The sequence below is a fragment of the Streptomyces sp. LUP47B genome, from assembly GCF_001746295.1.
In the GTDB taxonomy this organism is placed as follows: domain Bacteria; phylum Actinomycetota; class Actinomycetes; order Streptomycetales; family Streptomycetaceae; genus Streptomyces.
In genome coordinates this window covers 1-13,001 of the sequence record NZ_MJAH01000013.1, presented here as the reverse complement: position 1 = coordinate 13,001, position 13,001 = coordinate 1, and the positions used below count along the sequence as shown (strand labels likewise).

Annotated in this window: 11 protein-coding genes; 5 read left to right on the top strand and 6 right to left on the bottom strand. The window is 72.1% G+C overall.

The features are described from left to right. Positions 1–106 precede the first annotated feature (106 nt). The 3 genes from BFN33_RS33060 to BFN33_RS33050 are packed head-to-tail and all read right to left on the bottom strand — an operon-like array spanning position 107 to position 3,029. Positions 107–877 carry an SDR family NAD(P)-dependent oxidoreductase gene (locus tag BFN33_RS33060; protein WP_069763861.1) on the bottom strand — a complete coding sequence of 257 codons (771 nt, stop codon included), beginning with the start codon at positions 875–877 and terminating at the stop codon, positions 107–109. Between the two features lie 11 nt (positions 878–888). Then, positions 889–1,803 (bottom strand): LLM class F420-dependent oxidoreductase, encoded by a 915-nt coding sequence (locus BFN33_RS33055; protein ID WP_069763860.1) that lies wholly within the window; start codon positions 1,801–1,803, stop codon positions 889–891. Next, positions 1,800–3,029, bottom strand: coding sequence for an amidohydrolase family protein (locus BFN33_RS33050; RefSeq protein WP_370743336.1), 1,230 nt, complete (start codon positions 3,027–3,029; stop codon positions 1,800–1,802). The genes BFN33_RS33055 and BFN33_RS33050 overlap by 4 nt, the downstream gene beginning before the upstream one ends. Positions 3,030–3,237: 208 nt before the next feature. Here BFN33_RS33050 and BFN33_RS33045 point away from each other — a divergent pair, with 208 nt between their 5' ends. Both BFN33_RS33045 and BFN33_RS33040 read left to right on the top strand, forming a co-directional pair. Continuing rightward, on the top strand, positions 3,238–6,270 hold the full coding sequence (locus BFN33_RS33045) for a BTAD domain-containing putative transcriptional regulator (RefSeq protein WP_079141124.1): 3,033 nt from the start codon (positions 3,238–3,240) through the stop codon (positions 6,268–6,270). Between the two features lie 619 nt (positions 6,271–6,889). Then, positions 6,890–7,078: a hypothetical protein gene (locus tag BFN33_RS33040; RefSeq protein WP_069763858.1), complete on the top strand. Its 189-nt coding sequence runs from the start codon at positions 6,890–6,892 to the stop codon at positions 7,076–7,078. 85 nt (positions 7,079–7,163) lie between these two features. Here the strand turns inward: BFN33_RS33040 and BFN33_RS33035 are convergent, their stop codons facing one another. After that, positions 7,164–8,714 (bottom strand): FadD3 family acyl-CoA ligase, encoded by a 1,551-nt coding sequence (locus tag BFN33_RS33035; RefSeq protein WP_069763857.1) that lies wholly within the window; start codon positions 8,712–8,714, stop codon positions 7,164–7,166. 105 nt (positions 8,715–8,819) lie between these two features. On the opposite strand from BFN33_RS33035, the gene BFN33_RS33030 reads away from it, so the two are divergent. From BFN33_RS33030 to BFN33_RS33020, 3 genes are read left to right on the top strand one after another with little or no spacing between them, the layout of a single operon-like run. Continuing rightward, on the top strand, positions 8,820–9,971 hold the full coding sequence (locus BFN33_RS33030) for a lipid-transfer protein (RefSeq protein ID WP_069763856.1): 1,152 nt from the start codon (positions 8,820–8,822) through the stop codon (positions 9,969–9,971). A 1-nt stretch (position 9,972) separates the two neighbouring features. Beyond that, positions 9,973–10,380, top strand: a complete 408-nt coding sequence (locus BFN33_RS33025) for a Zn-ribbon domain-containing OB-fold protein (protein ID WP_069763855.1) — start codon at positions 9,973–9,975, stop codon at positions 10,378–10,380. Further along, on the top strand, positions 10,365–11,150 hold the full coding sequence (locus tag BFN33_RS33020) for an enoyl-CoA hydratase/isomerase family protein (protein ID WP_069763854.1): 786 nt from the start codon (positions 10,365–10,367) through the stop codon (positions 11,148–11,150). The genes BFN33_RS33025 and BFN33_RS33020 overlap by 16 nt, the downstream gene beginning before the upstream one ends. A 2-nt stretch (positions 11,151–11,152) precedes the next feature. On the opposite strand, the gene BFN33_RS33015 is transcribed toward BFN33_RS33020, so the two are convergent. Then, positions 11,153–11,596: a hypothetical protein gene (locus BFN33_RS33015; protein ID WP_256122922.1), complete on the bottom strand. Its 444-nt coding sequence runs from the start codon at positions 11,594–11,596 to the stop codon at positions 11,153–11,155. 73 nt (positions 11,597–11,669) lie between these two features. Next, the coding region (locus BFN33_RS33010) for a PQQ-binding-like beta-propeller repeat protein (protein WP_256122921.1) at positions 11,670–13,001 on the bottom strand (1,332 nt) is incomplete at its 5' end.

Below are 13,001 nucleotides of genomic sequence, written 5' to 3'. Positions count from 1 at the left end.
GTCCTGACGCTCCTGTTTCTGACACACCGTCAGATTGTCGATCTGCCGCCGACTGTGGCACCGGCCGCATGCACCGTCAATAGCTGACGGTCAGTCAGATGTCCCGTCAGATGACGGAGACCCCGGCGAGCCACCCGCCGTCGATCACGAACGGCTGGCCTGTGATGTACGAGGAGTCGGCGGAGGTCAGGAAGAGCGCGAGCGCCGCCACCTCCTCCGGCCGCCCGATCCGGCCCAGCGGGACGACCTTGCGGTAGAACCGGTCGAGCCCCCGGGAGGCCTCCTCGCCGTCCGCCGAGGGGTCCAGGACCGCCGGGTTGGACATCGCGGTGTCCACGGCACCCGGGCACATGGCGTTGACCCGGATACCGCGTGGTGCCAGCTCCAGCGCGGCGACCCGGGTGAGCCCGAGGATCGCGTGCTTGGAGGCCGCGTAGGCGCCCACGCCCGCCATCCCGGTCACCCCGGTGTAGGAGGCGGTGTTGACGATCGTGCCGCCGTCGGACAGGACCGGCGCCACGGTCCTGATGCCGAGGAAGCAGCCGACCTGGTTGACGTTCACGACCTGCATGAACTCGTCGAGGGGGGTGTCGAGAAGGGTGTTGAAGCGCAGGATGCCGGCATTGTTGACGAGCCCGTCGACCCGGCCGTACTCCTCGACGACGGCCTGTGCCGCGTGCCGCCAGTCGGACTCCTGACTCACGTCCAGGTGGACGTACAGCGCCCCGATCTCCTCGGCGAGCGCCTTCCCCTGCTCGTCCAGCACATCGCCCACGACGACCTCGGCGCCCTCCTCCCGGAACAGCCGGGCCTCCTGCTCGCCCTGCCCGCGCGCCGCGCCGGTGACGAGGACGACACGTCCGTCCAGCTTGCCCATGCGGTGACTCCTCAGAGGTGGGGGGCGGTGTCGGCCCCGAACGCCGAGATCTGGTCGATGAGTTCGGTACGGCCGCGACTGCGGAAGCGCACCTGGATCTGGTCCACGCCCATCGCGCGGTAGGCGCGAAGGGACTCGGCGAGTTCCTCGGGCGAGCCGCTGAGCGTCCTGCGGCCGACGTCCCACGTGGGCGTGCCGACGTAGAGCGGCTCGGCGATGGCCCCGACGCTGAACGGTCCTTCGACGCCCGCCTCCGCCCGCAGCCGCCGTATCCGGTCGATCTGTGCGGGCAGCCGGTCCCGGGGGTCTCCCTGGGGCAGCCACCCGTCACCCTTGAGCGCGGCCCGGCGTACGGCGGCCGGAGAGGACCCGCCGACCCACACCGGTACGCGGGACTGCGCGGGGCGGGGGCGCTGGCCGAGGCCCTCGAAGTCGTAGAGCTTGCCGTGGTGTTCGGGGAACTCCTCGGGTCCCAGGGCCTTTCGCAGCGCGTCGATCGACTCGTCGAGGACGGCCCCGCGCCCCGCGAAGTCGACCCCGAGCGCCTCGAACTCCTCCTGCACATGTCCCGCGCCGACACCGAGGATCAGCCGCCCGCCGCTGAGATGGTCGAGGGTGGCGTACTGCTTGGCGGTGAGCAGGGGGTGCCGCAGCCCGACCACCGCCACGTGACTGAGCAGCCGCACCCGTTCGGTCACTCCGGCCAGGAAGGCGAGGGTGGCGACCGGGTCGTACCAGACCGTGCTCATCGCGGGGGCGAGGCGCCGCGGGACGGCCACGTGGTCGCAGGCCGCGATGTACGCGAACCCGGCGCGGTCGGCGGCGCCGGCCACCTCGGCGAGGTCTTCAGGCCCGGCGCCGGTCTCCCAGGGCTCGGCGTAGATCGTGGACTGGGACTGGACGGGGAGTTGGATGCCGTACTTCATGAACCGCTCCACAGGCCCTCGGGGGTGAGGCCCAGCAGGTCGATTGCGTTGCCGCGGACGATCCGCTCGACCACGTCGGCGTCCAGGTGTCCCATCTGGGCCTCGCCGACCTCGCGGGACTTGGGCCAGGTGGAGTCGGAGTGCGGGTAGTCGGTCTCGTAGAGGACGTTGGCGACGCCGATGGAGTCGAGGTTGCGCAGCCCGAACGCGTCGTCGAAGAAGCAGCCGTAGACGTGCTCGGTGAAGAGCTCGGACGGCGGGCGGTGGACCTTGTCGGCCACCCCGCCCCAGCCGCGGTTCTCCTCCCAGACCACGTCGGCGCGCTCCAGGATGTAGGGGATCCAGCCGATCTGGCCTTCCGCGTACATGACCTTGAGGTTCGGGAAGCGCTCGAACTTGCCGCTCATCAGCCAGTCGACCATCGAGAAGCAGCAGTTGGCGAAGGTGATCGTGGAGCCGACGGCGGGCGGGGCGTCGGCGGAGGTGGAGGGCATACGGCTGCTGGAGCCGATGTGCATCGAGATGACCGTGCCGGTCTCGTCGCAGGCGGCGAGGAAGGGATCCCAGTCGTCGGAGTGGACGGAGGGCAGGCCCAGGTGCGGGGGTATCTCGGAGAAGGCGACGGCGCGGACCCCGCGGGCGGCGTTGCGGCGGACCTCGGCGGCGGCCAACTCGGCGTCCCAGAGCGGGATGAGGGTGAGCGGGATGAGCCGGCCCTGCGCGTCGGGGCCGCACCACTCCTCCACCATCCAGTCGTTGTAGGCCTGGACGCACAGCAGGCCCAGCTCGTGGTCCTTGGCCTCGGTGAAGGTCTGACCGCAGAAGCGCGGGAAGGTCGGGAAGCAGACGGCCGACTGGACGTGGTTGACGTCCATGTCGGTGAGGCGCTGCGGGACGTCGTAGGAGCCGGGGCGCATCTGTTCGTAGGTGATGACCTCCAGCTTGATCTCGTCCCTGCTGTAGCCGACCGCCGTGTCGAGGCGGGTGAGGGGGCGCTGAAGTCCCTCGTACAACCACCAGTCACCCAGGGGGCCGTCGTCCCCGGGGGCGCCCATCACGGGCTTGAAGCGGCCGCCCAGGAAGCTGATCTCCTTGAGCGGGGCGCGGACGATCCGGGGGCCGGTGTCGAGGTACTTCTTCGGGAGCCGGTTCTGCCAGACGTCGGAGGGCTCCACCGTGTGGTCGTCGACGGAGATGATCTTCGGAAGTGCCGTCGTGGTCTCCATGGCGCTCACGGTAGCGCCGATCTGACGGTCCGTCAGCTGGGTGGGCGGCGGCCGATGACGCCGGTTCCTGTGCGGAAGTGTGCGGAGAGAGGGTGAGAGCCTTGTGACTTACCGCGCGCCCATCTGTGATCAGCCTCTCCACAGCTGACGCATCCGCCATGGACAAGGCAAACTGACGGGGTTGCAGACAGGCCCTAGGGGGACGGCGATGGACGGTGCACCGCGGGTGCCGGAGCAGAGGCGCCCCGGCTCCTCGGCGGGGGGCGGGGAGGACGTGGGCTCCGTGGACGGGGCCGGGCAGCACACGAGCCCCCCGACGGAAGCCGGGCAGCACACGAACCCCGTACAGTCGCTGCGTTTCTGTGTGCTCGGGCCGGTGCGGGCCCGGCGTGGGGAGGAGTTGCTGAACACCGGCTCGCCCCAGCAACGGGCGCTGCTCGCTGCACTGTTGCTGCGTGAGGGCCGTACCGCGACCGCCGCCGAGCTGATCGACGCCCTGTGGGGCGAGGAGCCGCCCTCCCAGGCGCTGGCCGCCGTGCGCACGTACGCCTCCCGGCTCCGCAAGATCCTCGACCCCGGGATCCTGGTCAGCGAGTCCGGCGGGTACGCGATCCGCGGGCTCGGCGAGGACGCGCTCGACCTCGCGGCCGCCCAGGAACTGGCCACCCAGGCGGAGAAGGCCCGCAGCACCGGGGACCTGTGCCATGCGCGAAACGCGCTGACCCGGGCGCTGGCCCTGTGGGACGGCGAGGTGCTCGCGGGAGTGCCGGGCCCGTACGCCGAGGCACAGCGCGTACGCCTTCAGGAGTGGCGGCTGCAACTCCTCGAAACCCGCCTCGACATGGACCTGGAGCAGGGCTGCCACGCGGAGGCCGTCTCTGAACTCACCGCCCTCACCGCCGAGCACCCCCTGCGCGAGCGCCTGCGCGAGTTGCTCATGCTGGCCCTGTACCGCTCCGGCCGCCAGGCGGAGGCTCTCGCCGTCTACGCCGACACCCGCCGCCTGCTCGCCGACGAACTCGGCGTCGACCCCCGCCCCGGCCTGCGCGAACTCCAGCAGCGCATCCTCCAGGCCGACCCCGGCCTCGCGGCCCCCGCCTCCCCGCAGCCCGAACCGGTCGCCGCCCCCGTCCGCCCCGCACAACTCCCCGCCACCGTCCCGGACTTCACCGGCCGCGTGTCCTTCGTCACCGAACTGAGCCAGGTGCTCGCCTCCGGCTCCGAGGGCCGCGTGATGGCGGTCTCCGCGCTGGCCGGCATCGGCGGCGTCGGCAAGACGACCCTCGCGGTGCACGTGGCCCACCAGACCCGCGCGGCCTTCCCCGACGGGCAGCTCTACGTCGACCTCCAGGGCGCGGGCTCCCGGGCGGCCGAGCCGGAGACGGTCCTGGGCGCCTTCCTCAGAGCCCTCGGCACCGCCGACTCCGCGATCCCGGACTCCCTTCAGGAGCGGTCCGCCCTGTACCGCTCGGTCCTCGACGGCCGCCGGATCCTCGTCCTGCTCGACAACGCGCGCGACGCGGCCCAGATACGGCCCCTGCTGCCGGGCACGGAGGGCTGCGCGGCCCTGGTGACCTCCCGGGTCCGCATGGTCGACCTCGCCGGCGCCCACCTGGTCGACCTGGACGTGATGTCCCCCGAAGAGGCCCTCCAGCTGTTCACCAAGATCGTCGGCGAGGAACGGGTCGCCTCCGAGCGCAAGGCCGCCCTCGACGTGGTCGGCGCCTGCGGATTCCTCCCCCTCGCCATCCGCATCGCCGCCTCCCGCCTGGCGGCCCGCCGCACCTGGACGGTCTCCGTCCTCGCCGCGAAGCTCGCCGACGAACGCCGCCGCCTCGACGAACTCCAGGCCGGCGACCTCGCGGTGAAGGCCACCTTCGAACTCGGCTACGGCCAGCTGGAGCCCGCCCAGGCCCGCGCCTTCCGCCTGCTGGGCCTCGCCGACGGCCCGGACATCTCGCTGGCCGCGGCCGCCGCGGTGCTGGATCTCCCCGCGGAGGACACCGAGGACCTCCTGGAGGCCCTGGTCGACACCTCCCTGCTGGAATCGGCGGCGCCCGGCCGCTACCGGTTCCACGATCTCGTACGGCTCTACGCGCGTGCGTGCGCGGAACGCGACGAATGGCCGCCCAGCGAGAGGGAGGCGGCGCTGTCGCGGCTGCTGGACTTCTATCTGGCGACCGCCGCTGGTGTGTACGCGATCGAGCGGCCGGGCGATCGGCTGGTGGAGCACCTGGAGGAGATCCGCTACCCCGGACTGTCCTTCGAGGACCGCCACACCGCACAGGACTGGCTGTACGCCGAGGCCAACGCCCTGCTCGCCTTCGTCCAGCAGTGCGCGAAGGGGGCCCTGCTGCGACGCGCGGTGGATCTGCTGTGGGTGGCGAAGGACCTGGCCGAGTCGGGGGCCAACTCCAAGCAGTACGAGGTCGCCGCCGTCGCCCTGCGGGACGCGGCCGACGCGGCGGACGACCCGCGCAGCCGCGCGCGTGCGCTCACCACGCTCACCAACGTCCATCTCGTCGCCGGCCGCTTCGAGCAGGCGGACACGGAGGCCCGGCTGGCCATGGACCTCGCCCGCGCGGCGGACGACCTGGCGCCCCGTTGCTGGGCCGCCAACGACCGCGGAATCATCGCGCTCTACCAAGGGCGCCACCCCGAGGGCGAGGCGTACCTGAAAGAGGCCATCGAGAGCTTCCGGCTCGACCGGAACCTCGCGGGCGAGGCCAGCGCGCTGTGCAACCTCTCCCGTATCCACCTGGCCATGGGGCAGAGCACCAGCGCCGTGGAACTCGCCCAGCAGGGCATCGTCATCTATGACCGGCTGGGGCACGCGCTGCGCGGCGCGAACGGCCGGTACGCGCTGGGCCTGGCGCTCACCGGGCAGGGGCGGCTGGACGCCGCCGTGGAGCGGCTGACCGAGGCGCTCGAGGTCTTCCGTGACAGCCGGCAGCGGCTGTGGGAGGGCATGACGCTCTTCCGGCTCGCCGAGGCGCACCTCGTCGGCCACCGGCCCGCGCAGGCCGCCGCCCTGACCGAGCAGGCCCTGGCGGTACTGCGGGGCATCGGCGGCGAGTGGCGGCGCGGCAACGTCCTGACGGTCCTCGGCAGGGCCCTGAGCGGGCTCGGGCAGCCCGGCCGGGCCGAGGCGTGCTGGCAGGAGGCGCTCGGCATCTTCGAGCAACTGGGCTCGCCGGAGGCGGCCGACGTACGGCTCCTGCTCACCGTTCCTGTGGACTGAGCGGGAGTGAGTCCGTTCAGCCGCGCGCCCCGAACGGTCTTGGGCGATCCCCCACTGCCTTAAGGGCGTGGGAGGTACCCCCAGGTCCCCGGCGTACTCGACCCCGGGGCGGCGACACGCATCCTGTGCGCGGTCCGGGCCCGGGAGGCCCCCGCGGCCGGAGGCCGCTGATGGACACAGCCCTCACGACCTGGCCATGTGGGTACGGCCAGAGGCGACGGGGAGGCCCTGAACCATCCTCTGGTGGAGCAGGGGCCCCGCACGCTGACGCCGTACCCGGTATCCCCAGGTCGCACGACCACGCTAGCCCAAACAGCCCAGGGCGCTGCGAGCTCGCAGGCGACGATCACACGATCGAGCTAATGCGGCCTTGTGTGCATTCCCTGGTGAGCAGCACCGACCCCTTCGGCCACCGTCCAGGCGTCCGGCGGACGGACGTTCATCGTTCGTTTATCGCCGCACGGCACCCTCAAGGTGTCGATCCGTCGCGTCGGGGGGCAGACGGGTCAGCGGTGGTCTCCATCGCTAGGGTTACCGACCCTGACGTGCCCGCCCGGCGACCCTCGGGGGAGTCGCCGGGCGGGCATCGCCCATCACACGAACGGGAGAGTCACCACCCATGAGTGCAACCGAGAAGCAGGACGGCACGATCAAGCCGCTCGACAACCACGCCACGGGGACCGAGGACGAGGTCAAGCCGCTCGACAACCACGCCACCGGTGCCGAGAAGGTCGTCACCCTGGCCGCCGGTACGACGGACGGCACGGTCAAGCCGCTCGACAACCACGCCACGGACGAGAAGGCCTGACAAGGACTTCTCCTCGCACGGGGATCGGCCGCGGCGGCGCGGAGGGGGAGCCGTCGCGGCCGAGGCGTGTCCCGGGGCCGGTCGCTCAGGACCGGCGCAGCTCCCCCTTCACCACCTTCCCGCTCGCGTTCCGCGGCAGCGCCGTCACGAACTCCACCGACCTCGGCACCTTGTAGTTCGCCATCTCCCGGCGGGCCCAGGCGATGAGGTCGTCGGCGGTGAGGACCGAGCCCGCGCGGCGGACCACGTATGCCCTGCCGACCTCGCCGAGCCGTGCGTCCGGCACGCCGACGACCGCCACGTCGGCCACCGCCGGGTGCAGCCCGAGCAGTTGCTCTATCTCGGCCGGGTAGGCGTTGAAGCCGCCCACGATGAACATGTCCTTCAGCCGGTCGGTGATGCGCAGGTTTCCGGAGGCGTCCAGGACTCCCACATCCCCCGTGCGCAGCCAGCCGTCCTCCGTCACGGCCTCCGCGGTGGCCGCCTCGTCCTCGTAGTAGCCGCGCATCACGTTGAAGCCGCGGACCAGGACCTCGCCGGGCTCGCCGGGCGGCGCCTCGACCCGCACCTCCGTCCCGGGGATGGCCCGCCCGGACGTCGACGCGATCACCGGCAGTGGGTCGCCGCGCCGGCACATCGTCACGATGCCGCTCGCCTCCGAGAGGCCGTACGCGGTCAGGACCGTCTCCACGCCCAGCTCGCCGTGCAGTTGTTCGACCAGACGCAACGGCACCACCGCCGCGCCCGTCACCACCAGGCGCAGTGCGGACAGGTCGTGGGAGGTGCGCGCCGGGTGGTCCAGGAGCGACTGGTGGAGGGTGGGCGGGCCCGGCAGCACCGAGACCCGTTCCGCCGCGATGTTCGCCAGCACGGTGTCGACGTCGAACACCGGCTGCGGGATCATCGTCGCCCCGCGCATCAGGCAGGCGATCACCCCGGCCTTGTAACCGAAGGTGTGGAAGAACGGGTTCACGATCAGGTAGCGGTCGCCCTGGCGCAGCCCGGCCAGTTCGCACCAGACGTCGTACGCCCGCAAGGTCTGCTCGTGGGTGATCACCGCGCCCTTGGGGCGGCCGGTGGTCCCGGACGTGAAGACGATGTCCGAGGGCCAGGAACCCTCGACCGCGGCGGCCCTCGCCCGTACCTCGGCCCGACCGACCCCGTCCCCGCTCGCCAGGAAGTCCTTCCAGGTACGGAAGTCCGCCGGGGCGTCGTCCGACAGCACCACCACCTGTTCCAGCTCGGGCAGCTCCGGCCCCTCCGCGACCGCCCGGCGCAGGGACGCCACGTACGACGTGCCGAGGAAGGTGCCGGTCACGAACAGCAGCCGGGTCCCGCTGCGGCGCAGGACGTCCGCCGCCTCGGCGCCCTTGAAGCGGGTGTTGAGGGGCACCAGGACCGCGCCCGCCGACACCGCGCCCAGTGCCGAGACCATCCAGTCCAGGGAGTTGGGGGCCCAGACGGCGACCCGGTCGCCCGGGCGCACGCCGTTCGCGATGCACGCGGCCGCCGCCCGCTCCACGCGGGTGCCCAACTCGCCGTACGTGACCCGGCCGCGGCCCTCGACGACCGCCTCCGCGGCGCCGTACCGCTCCGCGGCCCGGGCGACCAGCTCCGGGATGCTCCGCCACTCCACATCGGCCTCCCCGAAAGCGGAAACGCATTAGCTGACTACCCGTCAGATTAGCTGTAGCCTGACGGGCTGTCAGCAGGCCTCACAGTGTGTGGAGGTGCGTGCAGCGTGACCCTCAAGGACGCCACGGCGATCGTCGGCATCGGACGGACCCCGTTCGCCAAACGCCTCGCCGAGGACGAGAGAACCCTGGCCTGCCGGGCCGTTCTCGCCGCCCTCGACGACGCCGGGATCGCCCCCGGCGAGGTCGACGCCCTGGCCTCGTACACCATGGAGGAGACGGACGAGGTCGAACTGGCCAAGGCCGTCGGCCTCGGCGATCTCACCTTCTTCAGCAAGGCCGGCTACGGCGGCGGCGGTTCGTGCGCGACGGTCGCGCATCTCGCGGCGGCGATAGCGAGCGGGCAGGCGAGCGTCGGCGTCGCCTGGCGGTCCCGCAAGCGCGGCTCGGGCCCCCGCCCCTGGACCAACACCACCGTCCAGCTCCCCACCCCCGCCCAGTGGACGAGACCCTTCGGCCTGCTCCGCCCCGCCGACGAGATCGCCATGCTCACCCGCCGCTACCTGCACGAGTACGGGGCCACCCGCGACCACCTCTTCAACGTCGCCCTCGCCTGCCGCAACCGCGCCAACCAGAACCCCGCCGCGATCATGTACGACCGCCCCCTGACCCGCGAGATGTACATGTCCTCCCGCTGGATCAGCGAACCCCTGTGCCTCTTCGACAACTGCCTTGAGACGGACGGGGCGTTGGCGTGCGTGCTGGTCAGCCGGGAGCGCGCCCGCGACTGCCCGAACACCCCTGTCTACGTCCACTCCGCCGCCCAGGGCCTGCCCGCCCAGCACCACGGCATGGTCAACTACTGGAACGACGACCCGCTCACCGGGCCCGCCTGGACCGCCGCCCGGCACCTGTGGAAACACGCCGACTTCACCCCGCAGGACGTCGACGTGGCCCAGATCTACGACGCGTTCACCTCCCTCGTCCCGCTCTCCCTGGAGGGCTACGGCTTCTGCGGTCGCGGAGAGGGCGGTGCCTTCACGGAGGGCGGGGCCCTGGAGATCGGCGGACGGCTGCCGATCAACACCTCGGGCGGCGGACTGTCCGAGGCCTACGTGCACGGCTTCAACCTCATCGACGAGGGCGTACGGCAGCTGCGCGGGACCAGCACCGCCCAGGTACCGGACGCCACCACCTGCCTCGTCACCGCCGGCGAGGGCGTGCCCACCTCCGCCCTGCTGCTGACCAACAGGAGCTGACATGCTCGAACCGGTGAAGGACGCCACGGGCGCCCCCTTCTGGGAGTACGCCGCCCGGGGCGAACTGCGCGTCCAGGCCTGCGCCGACTGTGGGGAGCTCCGCTTTCCGCCCCGGCCCTGCTGCCCGCACTGCCAGTCGTTCGCCGAGGAGTGGCGCCAGGTCTCCGGGCGCGGCCGCGTCTGGTCCTACGTCGTCCCCCACCCGCCCCTTCTGCCCGACTACGCGGCGCAGGCACCGTACAACGTGGTCGTCGTCGAGTTGGAGGAGGCCCCCCGGATACGGCTGGTCGGGAACCTGGTCACCGCGGCCGGCGCGCCGCTGAACTCCGTCGACCCGGGCCGGATCCGGATCGGCGCCCGGGTGCACGTGGTGTTCTCCGACGGGCTTCCGCAGTGGGTGCTGTCGTGACCGGCCTGCGGGTGACCGCGGACAAGGACACCGGTGTCGCCGTCGTCACTCTGGACCGGCCGCACCGGCTGAACGCCGTCGATCTGGAGATGCGGGACGAACTCATCGCCGCGTGGCGGGAGTTGCGGTTCGACGACTCCGTACGGGCCGTGGTTCTGACCGGTGCCGGGGAGCGGGCCTTCTGCACGGGCCTTGACCGGGACGCCGAGGTTCCGCAGCCCACCTCCCCCTACATGGCGGATGATCCGCTCCTCCACATCGGGCCGAAGTCCAACGACCTCTGGAAACCGGTCGTCGCCGCCGTGAACGGGATGGCCTGCGGTGGTGCCTTCTATCTCCTGGGGGAGAGCGACTTCCTCGTCGCCGACCCGGCCGCCACCTTCTTCGACCCGCACACCACCTACGGGATGGTCAGCGCCTACGAGTCGGTGCTCATGGCGCAGGTCATGCCGCACGGGGAGGCCGCGCGGATGGCCCTGATGGGGACGGCGGAACGGCTCTCCGCCGAGCGCGCCCACGCCCTCGGACTCGTCACCGAACTCACCTCACCGGGCGGGGTGTTGGCGGCCGCGGTCGCCGCCGCCGAGGTCATCGCCGGGTATCCGCCGGAAGGGGTGCAGGGCACGGTCCGCGCGCTCTGGGCCGCCAAGGAGGCCGCCGTGGCACAGGGCTTCGCGCAGGCGGCGCACCTCGTCGCGCTCGGGAACCTCCCGCCGGACCGGCAGGCGGAGCTGTTCCGTTCCCGGCAGCCGGGATTCAGGTCGCGCTAGCGCTACACCACGTCGGCTTCCGGCTCCACCCAGCAGCGGTCGAGCTTCGCCAGGACGGCCCCACTCGCCTGCACCTTGATCTTCGACGTGCCTCTGGCGGGCACCGTGATCCGCTTGTCCGCAGAGCTCAGCGTCCGGCCGGATGTGTCGGTGAAGGAGAACTCGATCTCGAAGGTGGCCCGACTGCTGTTCGGGTTGGAGACCTCGACCGTCGTGTAGGGGGTCGCCTTCGTCGCGCAGCTCACCACCCTCGCCGTGCCGTCCTGGAGTGTCGAGGTGCGGCGGGTGCTGGTGGTGCGGGGCGGCGTGTAGCTGTCGTGGTCCTGGCTGGAGCTGCTGCAGCCACCGCCGCTGTCACTGTCCCTGTGGCTGTGACTGCTCTTGTGCCGCCCGCTGCTCTTGTGCCCGCTGGAGAACCCCGTCAGCGCGAGCACCACCGTCGCCATGACCGCCGTGAATTTGAGAACACGCCCCCGTGAATGCATGGGATCACTCTAACGGGGGCCTCCGACAGCGCGCTCAGGTGGCCCTGGCCGTCCCCGTCCCCTTCTCCGCGTCCAGCGCGTACACGCACCGGTCCTTGCTGCACGCGTACACGACCCCGTCCTTGACCACCGGCGAACCGGTGATCTCCCCGCCGGTCGCGAGCTTCCAGCGCAGCCGGCCGTCGTCGGCCTTCAGGGTGTAGAGCAGATGGTCGGTGGACCCGAAGTGGATCCGCCCCTCGGCCACCGCGGGTGCCCCCACGATGTCCCCGCCCGCCTGGAACCGCCACTTCGGCGTCCCGGTGACCGCGTCCAGCGTGTACAGCCCCTTGCCGCTGCCCACGTGGACATGTCCCCCGGCCACCAGCACCGGCTCGACGGACGTCCGGGCCTCGGTGGCGATGCGCCAGCGGTCGCGGCCGTCGGTCGCGTCCAGGGCGTACACCGTGCCGAGGTAGTCGGCGAGGTAGACCCCGCCGCCCGTGACCGCGGCCCCCGGTACGAAGGTCGGCGGGCACAGGAAGACCGCCGGGGCCTCGAAGTGCCAGCGCACCCGTCCGCTCGCCACGTCGAGCGCCATGACGCGTGTCCCGGCCGAGAGGTACACGAACCCGTCGTGGGCCTGGGCCACCCGGACCGGCACTCCGCCGCAGGAGGCCGCGTCGCCGATGGGGAACGCCCAGCGCTCCTCGCCGGTGCGGGCGTCCAGGGCCCGCAGGCGGCCCTCCTGCCAGACGTAGACCGTGCCCTCGTGCAGCGCGGGCCCGGCCTCGGGGGACTCGAAGTCGGTCTGGCAGCCGGCCAGCTCCCAGAGCTTGTGTCCGGTGGCGCCCTCCCAGGCCTGTACGCCGCCGCCGCGGGTCCCGGTGATCACCGTCCCGCGTTCGGCCTTGAGGGAGTACACCCACGCATCCGTGTTCAGCCGCCACTGGTCGGCGCCCTCGCGGGCGTCGAGGGCGAAGAGGGTGGGGCCGTCGGAGGCGTGGATACGGCCGTCCGCGACCGCCATCGACCAGGCCACGTCCCGCGTCTTGAAGCGACGCCGGCCGGTACCGACGTCGAGGGCGTGCACCTCGAAGGAGGTGACGTAGACGAGGTCCCCGGCGACGGCCGGGGTGCCCCACACGTCGTTCGACATACGGAACCGCCAGGGCCGCCAACCGCCCGAGCTCTCCGGCGGCGCGGGCGGGGGTACCGGTACGGCGGGGCCCACGGCGGGCTCCGTACCGTTGACGCCGGGGCGCGGCCGGGACCAGGTGGCGACCAGACCGGCCTCCGGCGGGGGCGCCTTCACGGCGGCGGCACGGGCGTCGGCGACCCGCGGTCCGGGCCCGATGGGCACCTGGGCGCCGGCGAGGCGTACGGG

Excerpts from the sequence above, each read along its gene's own strand:
- BFN33_RS33060 (WP_069763861.1), bottom strand. The coding sequence starts at position 877 with ATGGGCAAGCTGGACGGACGTGTCGTCCTCGTCACCGGCGCGGCGCGC.
- BFN33_RS33055 (WP_069763860.1), bottom strand. The coding sequence starts at position 1,803 with ATGAAGTACGGCATCCAACTCCCCGTCCAGTCCCAGTCCACGATCTAC.
- BFN33_RS33050 (WP_370743336.1), bottom strand. The coding sequence starts at position 3,029 with ATGGAGACCACGACGGCACTTCCGAAGATCATCTCCGTCGACGACCAC.
- BFN33_RS33045 (WP_079141124.1), top strand. The coding sequence starts at position 3,238 with ATGGACGGTGCACCGCGGGTGCCGGAGCAGAGGCGCCCCGGCTCCTCG.
- BFN33_RS33040 (WP_069763858.1), top strand. The coding sequence starts at position 6,890 with ATGAGTGCAACCGAGAAGCAGGACGGCACGATCAAGCCGCTCGACAAC.
- BFN33_RS33025 (WP_069763855.1), top strand. The coding sequence starts at position 9,973 with ATGCTCGAACCGGTGAAGGACGCCACGGGCGCCCCCTTCTGGGAGTAC.
- BFN33_RS33015 (WP_256122922.1), bottom strand. The coding sequence starts at position 11,596 with ATGGCGACGGTGGTGCTCGCGCTGACGGGGTTCTCCAGCGGGCACAAG.